At 69.1% G+C, this 22,596-nt stretch carries 24 protein-coding genes and 2 pseudogenes; 3 read left to right on the forward strand and 23 right to left on the reverse strand.

Annotation, left to right across the window (positions count from 1 at the left end; all coding sequences use genetic code 11):
• Window positions 1-44: 44 nt before the first annotated feature.
• From OG982_RS30595 to OG982_RS30695, 21 genes and pseudogenes are all read right to left on the reverse strand, one after another.
• Window positions 45-1,038, reverse strand: a pseudogene (locus tag OG982_RS30595) (SDR family NAD(P)-dependent oxidoreductase).
• Window positions 1,035-2,224: pseudogene (locus OG982_RS30600) on the reverse strand (glycosyltransferase). Before OG982_RS30600 ends, OG982_RS30595 begins: the two co-directional pseudogenes overlap by 4 nt.
• Window positions 2,225-2,371: 147 nt before the next feature.
• Window positions 2,372-3,556 (reverse strand): tyrosine recombinase XerC, encoded by a 1,185-nt coding sequence (locus tag OG982_RS30605; protein WP_266950208.1) that lies wholly within the window; start codon window positions 3,554-3,556, stop codon window positions 2,372-2,374.
• A 70-nt stretch (window positions 3,557-3,626) separates the two neighbouring features.
• On the reverse strand, window positions 3,627-3,794 hold the full coding sequence (locus OG982_RS30610; RefSeq protein WP_266950210.1) for an excisionase family DNA-binding protein: 168 nt from the start codon (window positions 3,792-3,794) through the stop codon (window positions 3,627-3,629).
• A 374-nt stretch (window positions 3,795-4,168) separates the two neighbouring features.
• Window positions 4,169-5,710: a YfjI family protein gene (locus OG982_RS30615; protein WP_266950211.1), complete on the reverse strand. Its 1,542-nt coding sequence runs from the start codon at window positions 5,708-5,710 to the stop codon at window positions 4,169-4,171.
• A 340-nt stretch (window positions 5,711-6,050) separates the two neighbouring features.
• Window positions 6,051-6,923 (reverse strand): bifunctional DNA primase/polymerase, encoded by an 873-nt coding sequence (locus OG982_RS30620; RefSeq protein ID WP_266950240.1) that lies wholly within the window; start codon window positions 6,921-6,923, stop codon window positions 6,051-6,053.
• 50 nt (window positions 6,924-6,973) lie between these two features.
• Entirely contained in the window at window positions 6,974-7,699 is a 726-nt protein-coding gene (locus OG982_RS30625) for a DNA methylase (protein WP_266950213.1), read from the reverse strand.
• Between the two features lie 87 nt (window positions 7,700-7,786).
• The gene (locus OG982_RS30630; protein ID WP_266950215.1) at window positions 7,787-8,482 is read right to left on the reverse strand and encodes a hypothetical protein; all 696 of its coding nucleotides are present in this window, start codon (window positions 8,480-8,482) and stop codon (window positions 7,787-7,789) included.
• A 144-nt stretch (window positions 8,483-8,626) separates the two neighbouring features.
• Window positions 8,627-8,782 (reverse strand): hypothetical protein, encoded by a 156-nt coding sequence (locus OG982_RS30635; RefSeq protein WP_266950217.1) that lies wholly within the window; start codon window positions 8,780-8,782, stop codon window positions 8,627-8,629.
• 14 nt (window positions 8,783-8,796) lie between these two features.
• Window positions 8,797-9,255, reverse strand: a complete 459-nt coding sequence (locus tag OG982_RS30640; protein WP_266950218.1) for a hypothetical protein — start codon at window positions 9,253-9,255, stop codon at window positions 8,797-8,799.
• Entirely contained in the window at window positions 9,252-11,411 is a 2,160-nt protein-coding gene (locus tag OG982_RS30645) for a type IV secretory system conjugative DNA transfer family protein (RefSeq protein WP_266950220.1), read from the reverse strand. The genes OG982_RS30640 and OG982_RS30645 overlap by 4 nt, the downstream gene beginning before the upstream one ends.
• 11 nt (window positions 11,412-11,422) lie before the next feature.
• Window positions 11,423-11,815 carry a hypothetical protein gene (locus OG982_RS30650; RefSeq protein ID WP_266950222.1) on the reverse strand — a complete coding sequence of 131 codons (393 nt, stop codon included), beginning with the start codon at window positions 11,813-11,815 and terminating at the stop codon, window positions 11,423-11,425.
• Window positions 11,816-11,831: 16 nt separating this feature from the next.
• A complete protein-coding gene (locus OG982_RS30655) occupies window positions 11,832-12,302 on the reverse strand; it encodes a hypothetical protein (protein ID WP_266950223.1) in 471 nt (156 codons plus the stop codon).
• Window positions 12,303-12,969: 667 nt separating this feature from the next.
• Window positions 12,970-13,185 carry a hypothetical protein gene (locus tag OG982_RS30660; protein WP_266950224.1) on the reverse strand — a complete coding sequence of 72 codons (216 nt, stop codon included), beginning with the start codon at window positions 13,183-13,185 and terminating at the stop codon, window positions 12,970-12,972.
• Window position 13,186: 1 nt separating this feature from the next.
• Window positions 13,187-13,795 (reverse strand): hypothetical protein, encoded by a 609-nt coding sequence (locus OG982_RS30665; RefSeq protein ID WP_266950225.1) that lies wholly within the window; start codon window positions 13,793-13,795, stop codon window positions 13,187-13,189.
• The gene (locus OG982_RS30670) at window positions 13,756-14,154 is read right to left on the reverse strand and encodes an RRQRL motif-containing zinc-binding protein (protein WP_266950226.1); all 399 of its coding nucleotides are present in this window, start codon (window positions 14,152-14,154) and stop codon (window positions 13,756-13,758) included. Before OG982_RS30670 ends, OG982_RS30665 begins: the two co-directional genes overlap by 40 nt.
• On the reverse strand, window positions 14,154-14,387 hold the full coding sequence (locus OG982_RS30675; RefSeq protein WP_266950227.1) for a hypothetical protein: 234 nt from the start codon (window positions 14,385-14,387) through the stop codon (window positions 14,154-14,156). The genes OG982_RS30670 and OG982_RS30675 overlap by 1 nt, the downstream gene beginning before the upstream one ends.
• Complete coding sequence (locus OG982_RS30680; protein WP_266950228.1) at window positions 14,384-15,397, reverse strand: DUF2637 domain-containing protein; 1,014 nt, start codon at window positions 15,395-15,397, stop codon at window positions 14,384-14,386. The genes OG982_RS30675 and OG982_RS30680 overlap by 4 nt, the downstream gene beginning before the upstream one ends.
• Window positions 15,394-15,666 carry a DUF6303 family protein gene (locus tag OG982_RS30685; RefSeq protein ID WP_266950230.1) on the reverse strand — a complete coding sequence of 91 codons (273 nt, stop codon included), beginning with the start codon at window positions 15,664-15,666 and terminating at the stop codon, window positions 15,394-15,396. The genes OG982_RS30680 and OG982_RS30685 overlap by 4 nt, the downstream gene beginning before the upstream one ends.
• The gene (locus tag OG982_RS30690; protein ID WP_266950231.1) at window positions 15,666-15,929 is read right to left on the reverse strand and encodes a DUF6284 family protein; all 264 of its coding nucleotides are present in this window, start codon (window positions 15,927-15,929) and stop codon (window positions 15,666-15,668) included. Before OG982_RS30690 ends, OG982_RS30685 begins: the two co-directional genes overlap by 1 nt.
• Before the next feature lie 83 nt (window positions 15,930-16,012).
• Window positions 16,013-16,183 (reverse strand): hypothetical protein, encoded by a 171-nt coding sequence (locus OG982_RS30695; protein ID WP_266950232.1) that lies wholly within the window; start codon window positions 16,181-16,183, stop codon window positions 16,013-16,015.
• Window positions 16,184-16,960: 777 nt separating this feature from the next.
• Between OG982_RS30695 and OG982_RS30700 the strand changes: the two genes are divergently transcribed.
• Window positions 16,961-18,091, forward strand: coding sequence for a helix-turn-helix transcriptional regulator (locus OG982_RS30700; protein ID WP_266950233.1), 1,131 nt, complete (start codon window positions 16,961-16,963; stop codon window positions 18,089-18,091).
• Here OG982_RS30700 and OG982_RS30705 read toward each other — a convergent pair.
• Window positions 18,075-18,851: an NUDIX domain-containing protein gene (locus tag OG982_RS30705; RefSeq protein ID WP_266950234.1), complete on the reverse strand. Its 777-nt coding sequence runs from the start codon at window positions 18,849-18,851 to the stop codon at window positions 18,075-18,077. The two genes, OG982_RS30700 and OG982_RS30705, sit on opposite strands and share 17 nt — an antisense overlap.
• Window positions 18,852-19,718: 867 nt before the next feature.
• Here OG982_RS30705 and OG982_RS30710 point away from each other — a divergent pair.
• Complete coding sequence (locus OG982_RS30710; protein WP_266950236.1) at window positions 19,719-20,165, forward strand: hypothetical protein; 447 nt, start codon at window positions 19,719-19,721, stop codon at window positions 20,163-20,165.
• 1,271 nt (window positions 20,166-21,436) lie between these two features.
• On the opposite strand, the gene OG982_RS30715 is transcribed toward OG982_RS30710, so the two are convergent.
• Entirely contained in the window at window positions 21,437-21,742 is a 306-nt protein-coding gene (locus tag OG982_RS30715) for an ATP-binding protein (RefSeq protein WP_323139307.1), read from the reverse strand.
• A gap of 456 nt (window positions 21,743-22,198) precedes the next feature.
• Between OG982_RS30715 and OG982_RS30720 the strand changes: the two genes are divergently transcribed.
• On the forward strand, window positions 22,199-22,426 hold the full coding sequence (locus OG982_RS30720) for a hypothetical protein (RefSeq protein WP_266950238.1): 228 nt from the start codon (window positions 22,199-22,201) through the stop codon (window positions 22,424-22,426).
• The last annotated feature ends 170 nt before the right edge of the window (window positions 22,427-22,596 follow it).

Raw genomic sequence — 22,596 nt, forward strand, 5'->3', positions numbered from 1 at the left:
GCCCACACCGTCGTCAGCAACTGGTCGGGCAGGACGTCGCCGCGCTAGACCGCGTACCGGTCCGGCGCGAGGAGGAGGGTTCGCCGCGATCCAGTCCGAGGTGTGGCGCAGGCCTTCCTCCAGACCGACCCGGGGTCGCCAGCCGGCCCAGTCGCGAGCCCGGGAGTTGTCCGACAGCAGGCGCTGGACCTCGCTGCCCGACGGGCGCAGTCGGGTCGGGTCGACCACCACCTCCGCGTCCCGGCCGGAGGCCGTGATCAGGGCCTCGGCCAGGGCGCCGACGGAGATCTCCTCACCGGTGCCGAGGTTGACCACCTCCCCCAGCGCCCGGTCGCACTCCGCCACCGCCAGGAAGCCCTCCGCCGTGTCCGTCACGTACGTGAAGTCCCGGGTCGGCGTGAGCGAGCCGAGGCGGATCTCCTGGGAGCCGGCGTGCAGTTGGGCCAGGATCGTCGGGATGACCGCGCGCGCCGACTGACGCGGTCCGTACGTGTTGAAGGGGCGTACCACCGTCACCGGGAGTTCGAAGGCGTGGTGGAAGGAGAGCGCCATCATGTCCGCACCGATCTTGGACGCGGAGTACGGGGACTGCGGCTGCAGCGGGTGGCTCTCGGAGATCGGGGCGGTCAGCGCCGTCCCGTAGACCTCGCTGGTCGAGGTGTGCACCAGTCGCCGTACCCCGTGTCGCCGGCAGGCCTCCGCCACGTTCTGCGTGCCCGTGACGTTCGTCTGCACGTACGCGCCCGGCGAGGTGTAGCTGTAAGGGATCCCGATCAGCGCCGCCAGGTGGAAGACAGTGTCGCAGCCGGCCACCGCGTCGCTGACCCGGCCCGCGTCACGGACGTCACCCGCCCACATCTCCACCGGGCCCTCCGGGTCGGCGAGGTAGCGCGCCAGGTGGCCCTTCTCCGCGTACGGCTTGTAGTGGACGAAGGCGCGCACCCGCGCACCCCGCGAGACCAGCAGGTCCACCAACGTCGAGCCGATGAACCCCTCCGCGCCGGTGACGAGGACGGTGCGGTCGGTCCAGCTGTTCATATGCGCTCCAGGTGAGGGGTGGGGGCGAGGCCGGCGACGCGAAGTACTTCGGCGGCCAGCAGTTCGGCGGCCCGCGCGTGCGGGCCGGGGTCGGCGGCGCAGGCCATCGCCGACAGCCGGGCCGGGTCGGCCAGCAGCGGCCCGATGAGGTCGGCGAGGCGCTCGGCGGTGGTCTCGGGGTCGGGCAGCAGCAGTCCGGCGCCCGCGTCGGACAGCACCCGCGCGTTGTGGGTCTGGTGGTCGCCGGGGGCGTGCGGGTAGGGCACCAGGACCGCCGGGACCCCGGTCGCCGCCAGTTCGGCGACGGTCGCGGAGCCCGCGCGGCACACCACCAGGTCGGCGGCCGCGTAGACGAGGTCCATCCGGTCCAGGTAGGGCACGGCCAGCGCGATCCGCTGCCCGCCGGACGTCGCCAGCTCGGCCACCGTGTCCGCCAGTGCGGCCGGGCCGGTCTTGACCAGCAGCTGCACGTCGTCCCGGTACTGCCAGAGGCCGGCCAGCGCGGCGGCCGCCCGGGTGAGGCGGACGGCGCCCAGGCTGCCGCCGTTGAAGACGACCAGCCTGCGCCCCGCGGGAACCCCGAGCGCGCGCCGGGCCTCGGCGCGCAGCGCCGCCCGGTCCGGTCCGGGCAGCCGCGCGAGGCCGGACAGGGCCGCGGAGATCGGCATTCCGGTGGTCAGCGCCCGGTCACCGCCCGAGAGTTGGGCGCGGCTGCGGTCGAAGGCCACAGCGACGTGCGGGGTGAGCCGGGCCGCGAACTGGTTGGCACGGCCGGGCACCGCATTGGACTCGTGGATCGACGGCCGGCAGGCCGCTGGGCCAGGCACGAGCACGGCGGCGCGCTCGGGTATCCGCCCATGCCCACGACGGCGTGGGCACCCTGGAGCCCGGATCACCGAGCGCGCCTGGTGCGCCGAGCGCAGCAGCGCCGCAGGCAGCAGGTACCGCTTCGCGCCCAGTGCGGGATCGAAGGGGATCATGTCGACGGTGTGCAGGCGGTAGCGGCGCCGGGGATCAGTTCGGTCTCCAGGCCCCGCTCGGTCCCGATGAACGAGACCAGGGCTCCGGGCACGGCGGCACGCAGCGCCTCCGCGAGGGCGAGGCCAGGATAGATGTGCCCGCCGGTGCCGCCCGCACCGATCACGACGGAGAGTGCCGCAGGTGTGTGTGGTGTGGTGGTGGTCATGTGCGCACACTCCCGGTGCGCCCTAAGAACGTTCTAAGAGCCGATCCGGCGGCCACAGCGGGTAGCCGCAGCTCAGAGCCTCCCCACCACGCCCGCGCCCGCCCAGAGGGAGCCAATCCGGGAGCCACGAGCCATACTTGGACGGTCTTACGGCGCTTCGGCGTCGCCGTCGTGAACACGGCCGAAGATCTCGTCCATCGCCTCGGCGCCTTCGGTGATAACGGGCCGGATCTGCTTGCGGTACACGCGTTCCGTCGTATTGCTCCCCTTATGCCCGACCAGCCGGGAAATCGCTTCGATGGGCACCCCGTGGTCGGAGAGCAGGGACACGAAGCTCGTCCTCAGCTCCCGGGTCGTCCACTCTCCCGGATTACTGAACCCGGCTTCCTTCAGCAGCGAGCGCAGGCTGATGCGCACTCCGCTGGCGTCCATCACACGGCCCACCCTCGATGGAAAGACGAGGCCCTGCTCAGTCCAGGTCTTGCCGGCGGCTTTGAACTTGGCCTGCTGCCGCTCCCGATGCCCCTCCAGCACCTCCACCGCCTGCTTCGGCATAGCCAGAGACCGCCGGCTCCTCCGCGTCTTCGTGTCCCCGGTCCTTCGCACGGACCGCCACACGTCGATGTGCGGCTTACTGCCGTCGTCCGGCGCGGTGTGGACGTGGGCCCAGGTCAGGGGACGCGTCTCCTCCGGCCGCGTTCCCACCAGGAGCGACAAGACCACGTACACGTGGATCCACTTCCCTTCCTCGGCGCTCAGCAGCGCGGTTGCCTGCTCCAGGGTCAGGGACTTGCTGGGCCGACCGGGCCTCCCCTCCGGCACCGCGACCAACTCGGCCACGTTGCGCGTTGCCCGGCCGCGCCTCTGCGCATGCGCAATGGACCGCCGGAGGACCGAAAGCAGCAGCCGCAGCGAACTGGTGGCCAGCACCTCGGCCTTCTCGTCAAGCCAGTCGTCCAGCGTGTCCGCCTCCAGCACACGTACCTTGGCCGCGCCGAGGGACGGGTAGATGTGCGTCTCGGCCAGGTACCGGTAGGTCTCCAGGCTCTTGGGAGCCCTGCCCTTGAGGCCCTGCGCCAACCAGGTCTCTACGGCCTGCTTCACGGTGTAGTGGGCAGGCGCCTTGGCTCCCTGCTCCAGCTCCTTGCGGAGCTCCCGCAGCTTCCGCCGCACTTCGGTCTTCGTCTTGCCGGACACCTTGGGACGGTGGCGCTTCCCCGCCGGGGTGTAGCCCAGCGAAACGGCCCCGATGAAGCGCTCCTTGGACTTGTCCCAGTAGATCGAGTCCTCGCCGTTGGCTGCCTTCCGGCCCGGCGCGCTCTCGTTGTCCATCTGGCACCTTTCAAGCATGAGGACGGGGCCGCACCGGCATCGGTGCGGCCCCGTGATGGGTTGGTTGCTGCTACGCGGCGGCCTGCGCCTCGCACTTGAGGAGTTCGACGTACTCGTCTACGTACTCGGTGGGTACGAGCCGTCGCCTGCCGACGCGGACAGTCCGCAGGCGACCGAGGCGAATCTCCTCGAACGCTGTGGAGCGGCCGACGTTGAGCAGTTCTGCGGCTTCTTCCACGCTGTGTAGCCGCCTCTCGGGTACGACCATCAGTGCCACGTGATGACGTTCCTTCCGATCCGTGTCTGTTGTCAGTCGTGCGACTCCAGCCCTGCCGGAGGGCCGGAATCGCTGACAGAACTGACAGAACCTCGCCATGTAGCCCCTGACCTGCGGTTTTGGGTGGTTTTCCCCGCGTGACAAAACCTCAAAAAACTCTGACAGAACCTCGAAAACCTAGGTTCTGTCAGCCCGGTCGGCTCGCCCGAAGCGAGGTTTTTTGAGTTCTGTCAGAGTTTTCGGAGGTTCTGTCAGAGCCCCGAAAGTGCCCGTTTTCGCAGGTCACAGGGCTGGTCGGGAGGTTCTGTCAGTTCTGTCAGTGGGTTGGGGGGTTTTCAGACGGCGGGGGTGATGCGGGGGTGGGTCTCGTAGCGGGGGGAGGGCGGCCGGCCGCCGCGTGCGGTGCGGGGCGGCGGGGGCTGCTGACGAACCCAGCCGTGTTCCTCCAAGAGGTCCAGGGCGGGGTCGAGGTCGCTCATGGAGGGGAACTCGCTGCGGGGCATCGCGCGGAACAGGTCGCGTTTGGTGAAGGACTCGGTTCGGGACTCGCTCAGGTGGGTCAGCACCGTGTGGGCGGCTGCCTGGGCGGGGTCGGCCTTCATCGCGTTGAAGACGTCGAGGGCGTGGGCGGTGAAGTAGTCCCCGAGGCTAGTAGCGGCGGCCATGGTTTCGGCGGTGATCGGCCGGGTCCAGGCGTCCTCGGGGTGGGCGGCGAGGTGGAGGAGTCCGGCGAGGCGGGCGACGGCGCCGTCGCGCTTGCTTGCCCAGTTCACGATCGGTGCGAGGGTCCCGTCCTTGCGCAGGCGGGATTCCGTGACGCGCTGGTAGGCGAGCAGGACGGCGTCCGCCTCGGGGGTGAGGGTGAGCGCGGCGGTCTCGGTCCAGGCCGCGAGGGTCAGGGCCAGGTGCCCGAGCTTGCGGGCGTAGGTTTCGGCTGTTCCGGGGCTGAGGAGTTCAGGGGTGAGATTCCGGTAGCCGACGAGGGATTCGGGCTTGGAGTAGAGGAACCGGGCGAGCAGGCCGCGTCCGTCGGCGCCCTTGATCTGCCCGATGGCGTCGAGGACCTCCGGCTGGATGGCAAGGCCCATGGTGATGGCGGGGTTCTCGATGTACTGGGGGTCTCTGGCCTGCCGGTTGACGCGGGCCATGTCGCCAGCGTGGCCCTTGAGGAAGATCCCCATGTTCGGGACACCGGAGTAGCGTCCGGCGATGATCTCGAAGATCTCGCCCTCCGGGGAAAGGATCGAGATCCGCCCGTCCTGCTGGGCGAGGAGGGTGGTCAGGCTTTCGGCGGTGATGTCGTCGGCGACGAGCTGCGGCTCGGCCGGGACGACAGCCCGCTCGGCGGCCTCGGAGAGCGCGACGGCCTGGGCGGTCAGGCCAGCCAGCTTGTCGTCTTCGGCATTGGCCGCCAGCTTCTCGGCCTTCTCGGCGGCAGCCTTCGCGATGCGCGCGGAAGCGGCCGCCTCGGTCCGCTGGGGCGCGGTGAGTTCGCTGAGGGCTTTCTCGGCGGCGAGCAGGGGCTTGGTCATGAGCCCGAACACGGCGCTCTTGCGGTTGCCGGGCGGCAGGGCGACGGCGGTGTAAAGGTTGACCGGTTCGCTCCACTGCCCGCGCACGGTCACGGTGAGGCGTCCGCCGGCGGCGGTGCCGATCACGGCGAGAGCGAGACACCCTGCGAGGTCGACGGGCGTCTGCGTCTCCTCCGCGACACCGGCCGTCATGGCGGCGAGCCAGTCGGGCAGGGCGTCCACAGGAAACACGGGGAGCTGTCCGCGCGGGTTGAGGGGTACGGGCTCGTCCCACACGGGACCGGTGATGTCCTCCGGGGTCATCTCGTCGAACCCGGCCCACAGCTCAGGATCGTGCGGACTCATGCGGCTTCCTTTCCCTCAGCGAGCAGGGGGCACTGGGTGCGATGCCGGTCGTGGTCGGCGATCAGGGCGAGGGCTCGGGCCTGTCCCGCGGCGAACAGGTCCCTGCCGCACGCGCACCAGGACCGGACGGACGGCGTGGTGCCGCGTCCGGGGGCGGTGATGTGGAGCCAGGCGACGGGCCGGCGCCCGTCGCCGGCGTGCGCGTCAGGGCGAAGTACTGAAGGGACGCCTTCGGCGACGCCCTCCGGGGCGCCCAGCTTGGCCTGCCGCGACGGCTGCTCGGCGTCCTCGGCAGCGGGGTGTTCGAGAGGGCTCTTAGAGGCAACGGGGAGGCGGGCGTTCATGCCGCCCTCCGGCTGCCAGCGGGGTTGTTGGCGATCGACCAGTCCAGACCCCGGGCGATGACGTCGTCGTAGTAGCGCTCCGACTCGGTGGCGTTGCCCGCCACCGCGCTACTAAGAGCCTGCTCAACCTCCACGCGGGTCAGGTCGCCCGACGCGACGAACCGCCCCAGAGCCCTCGCGGCCCTGAGCAGCGTGTCGTTGCGGGTTCCGTCTCCGGCATGGGCGACGTTGCGTACTTCGTTGTCCAGGGCCGCTTTCGCGTACCGGGATCCCTTCACTGTCTGGGGCATCGGTGCGTCCCTGACGGGCTTGCGCCTGGCTGTCAGCGCGTCGGCGAGCCATTCGGGCAGTGGGATGGGGCTGATGTTGTCCAGGACCGTGTAGGCGCCGTCCGGGGTGCTGCTGCCGGGGGCGACGACGTATCCGCCCCAGCCGCGGGTGTCGATGTGCTTGCCGAGACGTCCGGCGGTGGTGCCGAGCCGGGCCCCGGCGGGCTGGGTGAAGTACAGGTGCTGCCCGCCGCGCGCGGTCCGGACGCGGTAGGTGGTGGGGACGGCCTGTCCGGAGCGCTCGCAGAGCGCCTCGAAGGTGGTTACGCCGTCAGGCGTACCCTCTTCGTCTGTCGGCTTGAGCATGTCGAGGTCGACGACGAGCAGCCCGGACGGGCCCGTCGCGATCCCGATGTTGTACGGAGCATGGGTCCACGCGGCTGCGATCAGGTCGGGATCGGTGGTCGCGCGCTGTTCCGGCGTGCGGTGACCGTTCACGCACCGGCCGGTGCCGGGGCAGCGGGCCTGTGCGTGGCCGGCGGGTCGCTTGTCGCGGGGGCGGACCGGGAAGACGTGCCAGCCACGTTCGGTCGCCGCCATGGCGTGGGCGAGCAGGTCCAGGCCGGGAAGGTCGATGCTGGGCAGGTCGCTCACGCCGCCACCTCCAGAAGGGCGCGGGTGAGGAACCGGGTGCCGATCCACTCGCTGTAGGCCGGGGGGATCGCCTCGGTCAGCTCCTCGTGCACGTCGGTCCAGTCGATGCCCATGGCCTGCTGCATCTCGGGGACCGACGCCTTGCCGCCGCCCTTGCCGTAGGCGGCGACGTACGGGCCGTCGTGGTACTTGCCGTGCCGCCAGCTGCGCACCCGTCCCCGGTGCTTCAGGTGCTCGGGCTTTGCGGTGCTCCAGCCGCCGAGTTCGAAGTTGCGGTGCCTCAGCACGCCCAGGCCGAACATCTCCCCGCACAGGGTGATGTCCTTGCGGACGTCGGCCTTTCCGTTGGGCTGCTCGATCACGTACGGCAGACCGGAGGCGTCCAGGAGTTCGCGGGTGGGGGCGACGAGGTCCTTGTGGGTGCCGCCCCAGCCCATGGCCTGGTTGGTGCCGACGGTCAGGGCGCATCCGTGCTGGCAGGGCGGGGAGGCGTGGATCGCCGAGTACGCGGCGATCTCCCCCGACTCGATCAGGGCGGCGAGGACGGTCAGGGCGTCGCCCTGCCGGAACGGGAACGGGTAGCGGGGGCGGGGGGCGATATCGACGCCCTCGACCGCGAACCCGGCCCGGTGATAGCCCATCGCCGCCCCGCCGGCGCAGCAAAACAGATCCAGTAAGGCGGGACGCTCGCGGTCTCGCCGAATGTCGGCGGTGTGGGTCATGCTGGTGTCCTCCAGTTCAGTTGGATGTGCTGGTTGACGAGGGCGGCCCCGGTTCATTGGCGTGAGAGGGGGCCGCCCTCGGCGCGTCTAGGAGCGGGAGTTCTGTCGGCGCGGCTCCAGAAGGGCGAAGCGCAGGGCGCGTTCGGCCTGCTGGCCGTACGCGTACATGGCATCGGGCAGGCCCTCGGCCACGATCGAGGCGTCGTGCATCGCAGACGCCTCGTGGTCTGCGATGTACTCGCCGTCGTCGCCGAAAGGCTCGTCGTAGGTGTCAGGGCCGGACGCGTACTCGGCGGCTGCTTCGCGACGTTCCATCTCGGCGAGGGCCCGGTCGAAGTCGGGCCTGCCGCTCCACCCCTTCAGGCCCTCGAAGGCCTCCGTGCTGGGGTAGGCCTCGCCGGGGACGGTGTAGAAGCCCTGGGGGGTGCGGGTCAGCTCTACCAGCGGCGGCTGGTTGCCGGCGAGGACCTGGCGGATGGCCCACGTGGTGCCGTAGGCGTAGGCCTGTGCGCTCTGGTGGTGGAGCAGGTACAGCATGTCGGCGTGGTTGCGGTGGTGGCCGTTGATGAGGGCGATGGTGTGCACGTGCGGCTGGTAGGGCATGTCCACGCTCCAGTGGGGGAGCTGGATCCCGCCCTCGACCAGTCGCAGCCGGTCCAGGTCGCTCTGGGCGAGGTTTAGGACGGCGCCCTGGTGGGCGTGCTGAGCCTCGCGGGCGGCGGCCCCGAGGGCGTAGACGCTGTCGGTGAGGCTCTCGAACCACGGCATCGTGCTGGTCTTCAAGGGGTTCTCCTCAGTGCTGAGTGAAGGTGCGGCTGCCGCCCACCGGACATCCCGGTGGCGGTGATGGACTCAATCGGCAGAAGAGGGCGGCCCCGGACTCTGGCGAGACGGGGCCGCCCTCGTTGTGTCTGCGGGGCGGGGAGCTTAGGAGCTGATCTGCGCGCGTACCTCGGCGGTGAGGCGGAGGATTTCGTGGGCCAGATCGGTGATCGTCTGGAGCTTCTCTTTCAGTTCCGCCGGTTCGGTGAAGGAGAAGGAGCGGTTGTTGTCCGGTTTGGGGTCGGTGAACGAGAACGACACGGGCGGCTCCAGCCTCAGATGTTTGAGTGGTGTGCGCGCTGGATGGCGGCCTCCCACACGCTGCGGACCTGTGCTCCGGTGTGGGAGTCGTTCCAGGAGGGGATCGACTCCCACTGCTTGCCGTGCTGGTGGCGGGCCTCGTCCAGGAGGAGGTTCCCGGCGTCCCGGTAGGCGGCGTTGCGGGCGCCGGCCGCTGCGCGCAGTGCGCCGATGGAGCAGCGGGCGCCCTCGGGGTGGATGAGCCGGTGCTTGGCCCAGCCGTGGGTGTCGAGGAAGGCCAAGGCGTCGGTCAGCGTCCTCTCGACAACGCCGGGCCGGTGCACGGGCGGGGCGGCGAGGACGGCGGGGCCCGGCGCGGGCGCGGCGGGGACCGCGGGGGCGACGGGTTCCGGGGTGGGGTCGAGGAGCTGGAACGCCTTCGCGTACAGGTCCTGGTCGACGGGGGCGAAGTGGGTGTCGGTGCGGGTGGTCATGCTGCCCTCCACAGGCCGCTCTCGTTGGTGATCTCGTTTCGCTTCTTCAGCTCGGACAGGCGAGGCCTGATGTTCTTTGCGGACGTGCCCAGCTTTCGGGCGATCGTCTCGGCAGTCATGGGGATGGATTCCTGTTGCAGGAGTTCGAGGATTCGCGGCTTGATCAGCTCCTGTCCGTCCACGCCTGCGGGGCCGGCGGGGTCCGTCTGGGCCCGCTGGTGCGGGACGGGCGGGCTCTGCTGTGCCTTGGCGAGGAGGTCGGCGAGGCTGCCGACCAGGTTCTTGCCGCGCTGGTCGACCACCGGGGTCTGCGCGATCGCCTCCCGCAGGCGCCAGGCCTCGCAGTCCTCGACGGCGACCGGCGGCAGGCCGTCAGCGAGGGAGGCAGGCGGCACGTCCAGGTGCAGGGAGCGGAACTGGACGGCCTGGGATCCGGGGGTGAGGAGGTAGCCGAGGCCGAAGGTGCCGTCCTCGGGCTTGGCGGCGGCTTCAGTGTTCAGGCCGCTCATGTCCCGGTCGGCGACCTTGGCGTACTGGCCTGGCCACGAATCGGGGATCATCGACAGGTCGATGCCCTCCGCGCCCTGGACCGCGTTCGCCCCGACCAGGGAGCCCTGGCCCTTGGCGCAGCGCAGGAAGACCGCGCCGCCGCCGATCAGCAGCTGGGAGCGGATGATCGAGGAGTTGCCGAGGTCTTCGGCCAGCGGGGTCTGGGTGGCCAGGACGACGCCGATCCCGCGCTTGAGGGACCGGCGGGTGAGCTGCTCGACGATCGCTTTGGCTTCCGCGTGGTACTGGGAGGAGGCCGCGAGCAGCATGTGTGCTTCGTCGATGACGATCAGGGTCAGTGGGTCGGTGAAGGGGAAGGCCGGGGAGCGGTAGCGGGCTTCGCGGTCGAGCATCAGTGCGTAGGCCAGGCGCAGGGCGCCCATTGCCTCGTCCAGCCCGTCCCCGCAGTGCGCGGTCAGGGGTGCTCCGGCGATGGTTCCGGCCTGCGGCGAGGACAGGATCACCGCGATACGCGACTTGTGGGCGGAGAGCAGGATCTGTTCCAGCACCCCGGACTTCCCGGAGCGGGACCCGCCCACCAGGTACAGGTGCCGGGCGCCGGACCCGGGCTGAGCCAGGGGGACCAGGGCGGCCCGTGCGTCGATGTAGGTGCCCAGGCGGACGTATCCGCGCGAGTCCATGGCCAGCTCGTCCACGACCGTGGAGAGCATCGTGCCGTGCATCAGCGCGTGCTCCTTCATCACGCGCACCCCCATCTGCGAGGGCTTGTCAGTCGGGGCGAGAGCGACCTGGATCGTCTCCAGGTGCAGGTTCCCCGCGAGGTCCTGGAGGTTGACGGTCCCAATCGCCTTCCGGTCGCGGGTGGCGATCCCCTCCCAGTCCAGGGGCCCGTCGTAGCGGGTGAGGGCCAGGGTGGTGCCGGGCATCGCTCCTTCCGGCACGGCGACGTACGCGGCCCACAGCTCCTCGGGAGTCGTGGGCGCGTCGCCAGCCGAGATCTGCGGCGCTGCCGACGACTTCATGAGGTGGACGGTGACGGGCAGCGCGTTCGGCGCGTAGTGCTTGGGGTCGCCCAGCTCCACCTGGGAGACGGGGATCTGGTAGACAGCCGCGATGTCGGCCGCCTTCACCTTCACCTGCTGGCCCTGGGGCAGCGTGATGATCCCGGTGAACGACACATGATCGGTCCCGGCGTCGAGGGCGAGGTGCTCAAGGCCAGCCCCGGCCTGGATCAGCTTGCGGCCCTCGGTCTGGGTCGGGCCGGAGATGAACTCCGCCCACCAGGCACTGATCAGCTGCGCCTGCGAGGACTGACCCGCAGCCGCAGTCGTGGCAGGCAGCGCCGGGTGCTCGCCGGCGGTGTTTCGCCGGTGGGCCAGGACGGCCGCCCCGGCCGGGACGGCGAGCCCGAGGGCGAACAGCGGGTCCATACCGGACGCGAGGACCTGGTGAGCGGCGATGCCACACCCGGTGGCCGTGATCCCACAGGCGATGAGGGAGCGCAGGGCGGGGGCGGAGGCATTGACGGCCCACGCCCCCGCTCCGGCCGCCGCGGCGGCGAGAGCGGACCAGGGGCCGACGGCGACAGATGCCACCGCGAGAGCGGCGGGCGCGTACTGGATGAACTGTGCTCGGGTCGGCCCCATGGTCCGGCTCCCTACTGCTGGGCGTAGAAGACGGCTTCGGCCATCTCGACCGGCGAGGAGTCCACGGCGTCGGCGATGCCCCCGTGGTCGCTCTCGACGGCCGTCCTCGCGTCGTCGGCGGCCGCCGCCGCGCTGTCGGCCGCGGCCGTGTAGGCGCCCGCGGCTTCCTTGGCGCCGGTCATGGTCAGGGCCGCGTCCGCGAACTCGGCGGTGGTGGCCGCGTCGACGGCCAGCGCCTTCATCGTCTCGGAGGCGTCCTGCATCTGTTCCGCGGTCTCGTCCACGGTGGTGGCGAGGGTGGTGACGGTCTCGGCGTGGACGTGGACCTGGTGGGTGAGCCAGGCGAGCTTGGTACGCAGGGCCGCGTAGGTCGCGGCGTCCGCGAGGGATTCGGTGACAGACATACGAGCCTCTCCTCTGCTATCGGGCGTTGTAGAAGTCGCGTTCGGCGGGGCGGGTCAGCGGGGAGTCGGCCACGGCCCGGAAGATCTGGCCGTGCCGGACCTCGGCGTTCGCGGACGCGGTCCGGCACGCCTCCTCGCCGCCCTGGATCTGGTCGTGGAGCTTCTGGGCGGCGGCGGCCTGGAGGTCGAGCTGTTCCTTGAGGTGCTCGCACTTGCCGATGAGGTTCTCGCCGACGCCCTTCTCCGTGATCTCGGCGATCAGCACGTCGCAGTCCGCGGCCAGCTGCGCGGACTCGTCCACGAGCTCCAGGCAGGCATCCGAGCTGGTCTGGCACAGCGTGGCGGCGCCTTCGGCGAGGTCGATGACCTGCGTGAGGTTGATGACCTCACCGCCGCTGTAGGTGCGGGTCTTCCCGGCGGCCGTGGTGACGTGGATGCCCTTGTCGTCGACGGTCGCGGTATGCGGAACGGGCGGGTTGGGCTGCATCGCGGGGTCCTTCCTGATCTGCTCGGGGAGCGTGACGGTCGGCGGCGGGGGAACGGTCCCGGGCGGCGGGACCGTCGGGCCAGGCGCAGGCGTGGGAGGCGCGGCGGCAGACGGTGGAGGCGGACCGGCCGGCGGAGTCGTCGGCTTCGGCGGCGGTGCGGACGCCTTCGGGGGCGTGGTGGGCTTCGGTGGGGCGGTGGCCCCCGACGCAGGCGTGGAGGGCCCCGTGGGGGCCGTACCGGAAGGCGAACCGGAAGGTGCATTGCCCGGTTTCTTCAGGTAGGCGGAGCGCCACCCGTCACGCAGACCACCGGCCCAATTAGCACCCGCGAGCAGCCCGTAATGAGTTTTCGCTGCCGCGTTGTAGGGGGCGTTTCGGAAGGTATCCGGCGCCCTGGTCGGCTCCCATTTGACTTTCGGTTTCGGCGGGGGCTTCTTGATTCCCGCCTCCTCGTATTTGCCGTGTGTGTTGTCGACGCCGACGAGGTAGGTGATGGCGAGGAGAATGAGGAGTTCCACGAGCCTCCTTCCATGACACTGTGCAGTTGTGGGGTGTTACCGGTTACCGGTTACAGGCCCCGTGGACGGCGGTTCGGGCCGCTCAGCACGGGGTGGGAGGGCGTCCACGGGCTGTAACCGGTAACCGGTAACCGAAGCGGATGCTTGCTCAGCGTGACGTTCCGATGTTGCTGACCGTGGTGTTCGCCGTGTTGAAGACCGATTCGAGGGTGCTGCGGATCTCGGTACTGAACGGCGTGTACGGCAGGAAGATCCCGGAGACGATCAGCATCACGCAGATCACCATCTGCTTTCCCTTCGTCTTCTTGAAGGTGAAGAACAGCGCCCAGCAGAACAGGGCCAGAGCGAAGAACTGGAGCGTCATCTCACGCACCCTTCTCGAAGGTGAATCCCTTGTTGTTCACGGGGCTTACCGCACTGGAACCGGAGGGTGCGGAGAGCTTCTTGTAGGCGATGAGTCCGCCGCCGCCGACGAGCGCCACCCACAGCCAGGGGCTGGAGGTGATGGAGTCGCCGGCCCCGGCGGGCTCCTGCGTCTTGGGGGCCGCACCGCCCAGGGTCGGGGTGGCGCACGCGGGGATCTTCGCGACGTCGTACGAGGCCGCCTTGGCCACCGCCGCCGCCCGGATCTTCATGCACTCCCGGTAGACGGTCATCTCCCGCTCGTACAGGGTCTTGGCCGCGGCTTCCTCGGTCTGCGCCCGCTGCTTGTCGGCCTCAACCTCGACCAGCGCGTTCGCGGCCTTCTCCTGGGCCCGCGCACGGTCCTGGGCGGCCTGCTCCCCCTGCATGCTGGTCACGGCCACGACCGTGCCGCACACCGCGAGGACGGCGATCGTGCCGCACACGGCGAGCGCGGCTGTATTGCGGCGGACCCCGCCGATCTTGACGGAGAACTTGGACGACGTGCTGGGCTTCTCCGGGGCCGTGGGGTTCATGCGGGTGAACTCCTCGTCCCAGTCGATTCCGGGCATTGCGGTTCCTCCTTCCAGTACTTGGGCCGTGCAGGTTCGGGGAAGTCGTGGCAGGCGTTGCACATGCCGCGAGATGTGGGGATCACGTACGGGAGGTGATCCCGGCACACCGGGCACCGGCGCCGGGCGGCATCCGCCTTGGCAAGGGCCGCCCACCGGCCCTGCGTCATGGGCCGCACCGGCACAGCGAGGTCGATCCGGTACAGGTAGGCGACCAACGGGCCCCGCCGGCGGCGGGGGCGCTCCAGTTGGGCGACGACGTCCTGACCACCGGGGCGGAGCCCCAGGGAGCGGAGCTGTCGGCGGGTGGCCAGGCCGTCGGGGGCGAGGCGCCACCGGTAGATCGGCAGGGTGGCCATCAGCGCAGGCGGTGGAGCGAGGCCCGGCAGGCGGTGGCGTGGTCGTTGGCCTTGCGGCGGGTGAACAGGACGCTGTCGAGCATGTCGGAGCGGTCGCCGCAGCCGTGGCAGCGCCATCCCGAGCCGTGGTAGACCGGGGTGCCGATCACGTCGACGGCGGCGCCGACCTGGTTGTGGAAACGGATCAGCAGGTTGTCCGGCTCAGCCGGGGCGGTGTACGGGGAGAGCTTCACGGGGTGGCTCCTTCGAGGGCCGGGCGCGGGGTGGGTGCGGTGAGGTCGCGCAGCTCCTGGTAGCGGTTGGCGATCCAGCCCGTGGACCAGCCGGTGAGTTCGACGGCCTGCCGCTGCGGGAGACCGGCCGCGTACGCGGCTTGCACGACCTGCCGGGCCCGCTCCTCGCCGAGCTTCTTCATGGCCGGGCCCGCGGACAGCAGCTCGGCGCGCTCACGCTCCGCCCGCTCCGCCGCCGCCTGCCGTGCCTGTTCGGCCCGGCGGCGATCCTCGGCCGCACGCTGGGCGGCGGCCTGCCGGGTGGCATGCTCACGGGCGACCTCGGCTTGCTCACGCTCGCGCTCACGGCGCTCACGCTCGTCCCGAGCCGCCTGCTCCGCCCGCCGCGCAGCCTCGGCCCGTTCGGCCTCCTCGCGGCGGATCCGGTCCTGGCGTTCAGCCTCTTCCCGGGCCAGCTTCGCCTCGTGCTCACGCTGCTCACGCGCCAGGTTCGCGTCGTGCTCACGGCGTTCACGCTCCGCCCGCAGCTGGTTCTCCTCCCGCTCCGCAGCCGCTCGCACTGCCGCATCCCGCAGGGCCTGCTTGCGTTCCTCGGCAGCGAGGACAGCGACGGTCAGGGCACGCCGGTAAGCCAGGCCGGCCTCCGCGGTGACGATCAGCAGCAGGGGTGCGACCGCGTGGACCGCGACCCCAACCGCGTCTCCTGCCAGGGCGGATGCCCCGATGTTCAGCAGGAGCGTCATGGCGCCGGTCATCCAGCGCAGCGCCACCGGCCACGGCCCGCCCTGCCCGCCCAGACGAGCCAGGACCGAGTCAAGACGGACCACGATGAGCACCGCCGCATCCACAACGAGCGGCAGAATCGGAGCCGTCCAATCCCACTCGTCCGGGGTGTGGGCGGCCATCAGCGGCGTGACCGTGAGGATGGAGTAGAGCATCGCCCCGCTCACGATCAGCCAGGTCCCGAACGACAACGCGCGTTCCGATGAGCGCAGATGAGCATCGCTCACGACGCACCCCCCGCGATCAGGCGGACCGGCATCTTGGCGATGAGAACGACCGCGGACGTCGGGTCGGCGGGTCGCTCACGGTCCTCGGTCCAGGACCACCCGATTCCGTCCGGGGCCGCGTAGCCGAGCGAGGTGAGCGCCCGTGAACGCTCCTCGACCGTCGGGGCGGTCGTACCGGTGAAGGAGAGGCTGGGCCAGTCCGGCTCACCGAGGAGCGCAACGAACACGCTCCACCGGCCGCGCCGCAGGTGCATGTAGGCGTACGTCATCACGCCACCGCCGGCGGAATGGTGCCCGTCTTGTTCGCCGCCGCCCGACGGGCCGCCAGCACCCGCCGGTGCGCCCGGCGGATCCGGCGCCCGTCGAACTCCGACGCCGGCCGGTCCAGCAGGACGATCAGCGCGTCGAGCAACTCGACCTCCGCCAGGATCAGCGGCATCTCGGCCTCGATCGCATCCAGCTCCGCGTCCGTCGGCTCCAGGTCGTCGGACCACGGCGTAACGAGGTCCTGAAGTGCAGCGATGTGCTTCATGAGTCGTGTTCTCCCTAGCAGGTGGACGGCTCGAAGCGGCCCCGGTGCTCTAACACCGGGGCCGCACTTCATTGAGGGGAAGGTCAGGCCGGGCGCGGGTAGTGGGCCACGCTCGGCCGGATGTGGGCCGGGTCGCTCTCGCAGTCCTCGGCCCAGCTCTGGTGGGTCCAGCAGGTGGTGCGGTCGTCGCCGTGCATGCCGGCGTCCTCCAGCTCGTTGTCACGCTGGAGCGCCGCGACGAGCTTCTTGTCCATCTCGAACCCCTTCCGGGGCCGGACACACTCCGGCTCCCCTCAGCCCCGCCCGTACAGCGCCGCAAGGCGCCGGACGGACGAGGGAGGCAACCGGGCCGCACCGTGTGCGGCAGGTCAGGTGACTCGAAAGGCAACACCGCCGCGCCGGTCCAGCACGGCGGCGGCCAAGGGTTTTAAGCGGTTCACAAGCACTCCTCAACGTCGGTCTAGACGGGGGTGGGACTGCTCACCCGGCGCCGCTCGCTCCAGAGGCGGTCCCTGTCTCTGGAGGTCGTGCGGCCAAATCTTGGCCGGGTGGTTCTTTAGAGCCGATGGCGTGTCCCCCCATTGGGGGTGTGGGGCCCGGGTGTGAAGCGGGCCCGTTCTCGATCGGCTGGTCTCCACTCGCCTCGGCCGGTGTGGTCACGGTCGTAGTGATGCGGTGGATCGCTCTGTGGAGTTCTCAAACAACGACGGCTCTCCGACGAGCGCGGTAACCCGGAAGGGCTCCCATAAGAACGGGACACGCCGGACGCCTAGAGGTACTGCGTGCACATCGGAGTTGGGCCCTTGCGAGCCATCTGGTGCGCACCAGAAGCATGGCATCTGGTGCGCACCAGATGCAAGCCCTTGGTTCGTTCGGGCCTGCTGGCGTTCCTCCGGTGTGACTTCAGGAAACGGCCCAGACGGGGTGTCTCGGTAGCCAACAGGGGTTAACCTCAAGGGTGTTAACCCGCTCCCACCTGCGGCGATTCGGTTAAGCCCTGGCAGGTGGCACGGCCATCGGAGGCGATGCACGTGGGCAAGGGATTACGAGATGTTCGTACGGCGCGGGGATGGTCGCAGGAGCGACTGATCTTCGAGATAGAGCGCTACGCGCGGCAGCACATGCTGAACGTCGCGTCCAGCGCGAGCCTGAAAACCTACGTGTCCGAGTGGGAGAACGGCCGGCGGGCCATCACGGAGCGATACGCCGTGATCCTCCGGCCACTCCTCGGGGTTACAGACGCCGAGTTGGGCGGGGAGCGTGCACACGCGGTCCCCCAGCAAGCTGACGGCTACGAGGACCTGTTGAGTCGGATCGACTCGGCGCGGAGCGTCAGCGACTCCATGGTGAGCACCTTCATGGACCAGACCGAGCTACTACGGACCATGGACCGGCAGATGGGTGCATCCGGCCTGGTGGACCAGATGGGCGGACATCTGGCGAGGATGGAGGACGCGCTCACCTTCGCCGTCCTGCCAGGAACGCGTCGCCCCATCGCGACGGCATTGGCTGGGGCAGCGACATTGGCGGCTTGGCAGGCGCTGGACGCCGGTTCCGTGGAACGCGCCTGGCGGCACTACGAGCTGGCGAAACGAGCCGCGCAGGATGCGGACGCACCCCAGTACTTGGCTCACGCCATGGGCGAGCAGGCATACGTCCTGGGTGATGCTGGCCGACCCGAGCTGGCGGTGGAGCTGATTCGCGACGCGCAGCGTACGCACCCGGAGCGGCAGTCACCCCGCCTTCGCGCATGGTTGAGCGCGGCCGAAGCCGAGCTGTGCGCCGCTGCCGGTATGCACGACGATTCCAGGGATGCGCTCGACCGGGCGGCAGCCTCACTGCCGGAAGGTGCGGATGCCCGCGACCCGGACATGCTGAGCATCTTCCTGAATGCTGACCACCTGGCGCGCTGGCGGGGAAACGTACTGGCACTCCTGGGCGACAGCTCGGCCATGGACGACCTCTATGTATCGCTCCAGACGACGGACCCCACGTTCGTCCGTGCCAAGGCAGGTCTGCACAGCGACCTGACGCAGGCGCACCTTGCCCGCGGCGAGTTCGACGAAGCCCGCTCGAACCTTCAACAGGCACGCCTGCTGGCGAACCGCACGGGGTCCGTGCGGCATCGCCGGCGTGTGGAACTGCTTACGGGGCGGCTGTAGCCCGCGACGCGAGGACGTGAAGGAGGGCGACCAGGGTTCCTGACCCCATGAGTTTCCCTTCGGCCATGAGTGCGGGGATGTCCGCCAGGGGTACCCAGGCGATCGTCCCGGCCTCCTCAATGTCCGTGGGTTCGCCCACCTTCACCGCACCACGTGCCACGAAGATCTCGTGGGGCGAGTCGACCATGCCGATCATGGGCTGGTACGTCACGACGTGCTCGACGTTCGTCGGGCGCCAGCCGGTCTCTTCCTCGGTCTCCCGCGCCGCCGTGGTCGCCGCGTCCTCGCCTTCGTCCACGATCCCGCCGGGAAGTTCCCAACCCCACTGCTGCGGGACGAAGCGGTATCGCCAGAGCATCAGGACGCGCTGCTGCTCGTCGATCACGGCGGTGATCGCCACATGGTGGAGGCGTACCACGTGGTGCTCGAACCGCTCGACCCCGGGCGGCTCGACGTCGACGAGGTCGAGGTTCACCCACCGGTTCTCATAGACGGTCCTGCTGCCGTGGATCGTCCATGGCTCCAGCTCTGCTGGCGTGGGGACGGTCTCGCCACCCACGACTCGGTACGAACTGCGGTCGTACGCCCTGATGAGCCGCTCGCTCGCCAGTCGTGCGAGTACCTGGCGGAGGGCGGTACGGCCGATCTCCAGCTCAGCGCTCATGGTCCGCTCGGAGGGAAGCTTCTCGCCGGGCCCGTACTTGCCCGACTCGATCCAAGACCGGATCGTTTGGTAGACCCTCGTCGACTTCGGTCCCATCCTCAGAGCACTCTCCCCATTCGTCGGCTGGTGGTGCCCAGCGTAGTCGGGGGGAATCACGGAGGGCTCAGCCATGCTCATCTCTCCTGGTCTGACGTGAGGACATCGCAAGGGTGGGCACCTCCGAGAGTACCCAGGGCGGGTGATGAACATGTCAAACGATCATGATCGTGGCCAACCTCTGGCCAGCAGGGGGACCGAGGGCAGGCGACGGAGCCAAAGGCCCCAGGTGAGGGCGGGGCGAGTGGCGCCTAGCGATCGGTCTTGAAGCCCTCGCGGTTTGCATTGGTGAGAGTTTCCCTGCTGGATCAAGCACCCGGCTGCGCTCCGCTCCGCCGGGCGGGCTTCCCGGCTCCGCTCGGGGCGACGCTCCTGCCTTCGGCCCGCTCCGCCCCCGCTGCGCCGACGCCCGCCCCTACACCGGGATAGGCCAAAAGGCATGAGGCAGTCCCCCTACCGGCCGCCGGTTCCATCTGTCACCGACATGCCTCCGGCGGGGGCCTCCGGCTCCAGGATGGCGGGGGCGCCGTTGGCGGGTGCTGGCCGAGCGGGGCTGATGCGGGGAACTCCCATCCCGTCCGCCATCGGCCCAGGACAAGCCCAGCAGACACGGCACCGGGCGTCCAGGTCGTTCGTCCAGTTGGGCGCTCCACCTGGACGCCCGGCACCGCGCCCGCTCCACATGCGTGTGGGCCGACGGCAGACGGGATGGGAGTTGGGCGGGTATGTGGCTAGCGCCGCATTTCAGGTGCCGCAATCCGGCCAAACAGTGCAACTTTTCAGACTAGTTCGATAGCCTGACTGGGCCTCACGCGCCAGAGGCATCTGGATGCACTGGCACTGCTACCTCAACGGAGAGGTCTGCACATGGACGAAGTAAAGGCGCTGCCGGAGAACTACAGACCTGAGGTCACCGAGCCTGTCTTGGACATGTACCTGGGCCTACTCGTCCCCCTGCTGGAGCTCGACGAAAGGAATCACATACCCGTCACCCTGACAGTGTCGGGCGCGGTCATCTACGGCGAGCTGATCAGCTACGACGTCTGGAAGTCTGAGTGGGTCAAGCTCCTGCAAGAGAGCACCCAAGGTGCCGGCGTTGACGTCTTGGCCAAGTTTCCGCAGTCCGTAGACGACGTCCGGCAGGAGCTAGTCGATGCGGGTGAGCTTCACGTGCTTAAGTCGCCGCCTCGTTTCGTGCACCTGCGAGATGTGAGCATCCTGGGCGGTAGCCACAGCACCACAATCAACCACCGACTCTGGCGAGGGCGTCTGGCCGAAGTCTCTGGGTGGTCACTGGGCACACCTTCTTGGTAGACCAACAACGCAAGGCGCGGCATGCCAGATGCGTGCCAGTTCGAGCGGTAAATCGCGGCTAACAGTGGTCCCCAGAAAAATCCAACGGGCTCGGGACAGCGTCTGTTTGCCCAGGTCGGAGTGGCTGTCGGGCGTCGAAGATCGGTGATTCCCAAGCTCATGGCGTCCCGTCTTGCGGGCGGGCGTGCGCCCCTGAGCTTCGGTCGACCCCCTGTGCGCCCTCTTCATGTTCCACTGCCTGCGCCATCGTCGTGGTGCTGGCGAGGGCCGATGGAGGGGGCGAGATGACGCAGCCGCTGTGCGGGGCGGCGACGCAGGATGGTCGCCGCTGCCGGAACAAGGCGATCACCGGGAGCGGGCAATGTTCAAAGCACCAGGGGGCCTGTGTTTTCGGCGTAATGAATGAGAGCCACCGGGGCGGTGGTTTCGGGAGCCGGATTACTCCACTTGTGAAGGGGATGGACTGCGCAGGATGTCCATGATCGGCGGCGAGATCGGGAGCCACCCCAAGCGGGTGAGCTCGCCGATGAGCCGTGCGGGGTGGGAGTGTCCACGGCAGATCATGGCTGCCAGCCGATAGTTTGTGGGTCCCGGGCCCCGCTGGTCCGTGTCCCTGACAGGCGCGGTCTGGAAGGGCCCGGCCCCTGTCAGGCGTCGCCTTCCACAGACACCCATTCAGCGCCTCGGATCGCATGCAAGTTCCGCCTGATGTACCGTCCTGAGTATGCCTAGTTCTGCTCCGGAATGGGTCTCCTACGCCGCCCTCGGTATGAGCGCTCTCACGCTGAGCTGGCAATCCGTGAGCTATTTCCGTTCTGGCCCGAGAATCAAGATTTCATGCCATACCATGAAGCATGGTGGAGAACAGTACCTGCTTGTGGCCACCACGAATCGAGGCCGCCTCGCCACCAGTCTTGAGGTCATCGGACTCTATCTACCGAACGTGCCGGGCGCCTACTTCTCCAGAGCAAGCCTTCCGCTCCCCAGCGCCGTGACGTCGCTGCCGCACGAGCTGAAACCACATTCAACAGCGAACTGGTACGTCATGCCATTGCACATCCAAGATTTTTGCACAAAGCATGAAGCTTCCGTTTCGGACGTGCGGCCATACGTATATGCGGCTAACAAGCGGCACGAGGGGAAGAAGCGCCTTCCGATTTGATGGGTGCTGGACCTCAGCCCTTCACGCAAATGACCTGCTTGAGCTTCGCAACGACCTCCACCAAGTCTCGGTGCTGTTCCATGAACTGCCCGATCGGCAGGGCGGCCAGTCAGCCTTTGCGGGCCTGACGCTCGTTCTGGGTTGCCTGGTAGCGGTAGGACTCGGTTCCGGTCTGGATCAGGGTGCAGCGGAAGGTGATCCGGTCGGCGATGGCGGCGCAGAGTCGCGGGTCACCGAAGGTCTTGTCCCACTCTGCAAACGGGGAGTTCGTGGCCACGGCGGTTGCCTTGCATTCCTCACGCTCGGTGAAAATCTGGAAGAGCAGCTTGGCGCCCTTCTTGTCCAGGTTCAGATACCCGAACTCGTCCAGGCAGAGAAGGTCGACCTTGCTGTAGCGGGCGATCACGGACGACACGGCCAAACAGTCCAACATCCCCATTACGCCAACAGCGGCATGTCACACACCATCACACCAAGTGGCTCCCAAACTCACCGCCCAAACGCTGGCTCCCGAAACCACCGCCTCGTTGGCCTTACTTCAACCCGCTAGAAACAGGGCCTGGACCGCTTACGGAGTGACGCAGCGAAAGAAGAAGGAAGCTGAAGCGAAGATGCGGAAGTTGCGCAAGAAGAAGTGAGCTCGCGCGGCCTATTCGTGGACCGCTGGGACTCTGTATGACCGCGCTAGGGATCTGAGCTGCTGAAACACGTGAGACGCACGGGGCCTCCGGAGCCGTGTGTGGATCGTCTGCTCCACCAGCGGCCACGGTCGCCCGTGCCGGCCCCGTCTCGGTGTGAATCCCCGCACGCGCCGTCGGCCAGCCAGCGCGCTCGGCGTGCTGGACTGGCGCTGGCACGGCAGGCTAGGGGCGTGGCGGACCAGACGGAAATCATCGTGCATCCGGTGTCCCCGAAGGGCGGCCGGAAGGTCACCGTGCATGCGCTCGGCGTGGACGTGGACCTCGGGCGTGCGCACACGCCGAGGGACGTTGCCGAGTTCCTGCGTCGCGCCGGCCTGGAAGACGTGGACCTGAGCGAGGACGGGCCGATCACCTGGGAGGGCGGCGGCCCCGAAGTGTGGAAACGCCCCGATCCCTGAGGGGCAGCGGTGGTGCTCGGGGAGCCAATCGGGGAGCCACCGGAGGCAGCACAAGCCGGATCTGCCTGGACTGCCATGGACAGTGGGGAGCCAGAACCCTTGGGGTGGAAGGGCTCCACAACGCCGCTTCCTCAGCCCCTTCTTTCCCCCGGCTTAAGAACGTTCTAAGA

Source organism: Streptomyces sp. NBC_01551, from assembly GCF_026339935.1.
GTDB lineage: Bacteria > Actinomycetota > Actinomycetes > Streptomycetales > Streptomycetaceae > Streptomyces.

Coding starts and splice junctions, on each gene's coding strand:
- OG982_RS30605 (WP_266950208.1), bottom strand. CDS start 3,556: ATGGACAACGAGAGCGCGCCGGGCCGGAAGGCAGCCAACGGCGAGGAC.
- OG982_RS30615 (WP_266950211.1), bottom strand. CDS start 5,710: ATGAGTCCGCACGATCCTGAGCTGTGGGCCGGGTTCGACGAGATGACC.
- OG982_RS30620 (WP_266950240.1), bottom strand. CDS start 6,923: ATGGCGGCGACCGAACGTGGCTGGCACGTCTTCCCGGTCCGCCCCCGC.
- OG982_RS30625 (WP_266950213.1), bottom strand. CDS start 7,699: ATGACCCACACCGCCGACATTCGGCGAGACCGCGAGCGTCCCGCCTTA.
- OG982_RS30640 (WP_266950218.1), bottom strand. CDS start 9,255: ATGACCACCCGCACCGACACCCACTTCGCCCCCGTCGACCAGGACCTG.
- OG982_RS30645 (WP_266950220.1), bottom strand. CDS start 11,411: ATGGGGCCGACCCGAGCACAGTTCATCCAGTACGCGCCCGCCGCTCTC.
- OG982_RS30650 (WP_266950222.1), bottom strand. CDS start 11,815: ATGTCTGTCACCGAATCCCTCGCGGACGCCGCGACCTACGCGGCCCTG.
- OG982_RS30655 (WP_266950223.1), bottom strand. CDS start 12,302: ATGCAGCCCAACCCGCCCGTTCCGCATACCGCGACCGTCGACGACAAG.
- OG982_RS30660 (WP_266950224.1), bottom strand. CDS start 13,185: ATGACGCTCCAGTTCTTCGCTCTGGCCCTGTTCTGCTGGGCGCTGTTC.
- OG982_RS30665 (WP_266950225.1), bottom strand. CDS start 13,795: ATGCCCGGAATCGACTGGGACGAGGAGTTCACCCGCATGAACCCCACG.
- OG982_RS30670 (WP_266950226.1), bottom strand. CDS start 14,154: ATGGCCACCCTGCCGATCTACCGGTGGCGCCTCGCCCCCGACGGCCTG.
- OG982_RS30685 (WP_266950230.1), bottom strand. CDS start 15,666: ATGACGTACGCCTACATGCACCTGCGGCGCGGCCGGTGGAGCGTGTTC.
- OG982_RS30690 (WP_266950231.1), bottom strand. CDS start 15,929: ATGAAGCACATCGCTGCACTTCAGGACCTCGTTACGCCGTGGTCCGAC.
- OG982_RS30695 (WP_266950232.1), bottom strand. CDS start 16,183: ATGGACAAGAAGCTCGTCGCGGCGCTCCAGCGTGACAACGAGCTGGAG.
- OG982_RS30705 (WP_266950234.1), bottom strand. CDS start 18,851: ATGGGACCGAAGTCGACGAGGGTCTACCAAACGATCCGGTCTTGGATC.
- OG982_RS30710 (WP_266950236.1), top strand. CDS start 19,719: ATGGACGAAGTAAAGGCGCTGCCGGAGAACTACAGACCTGAGGTCACC.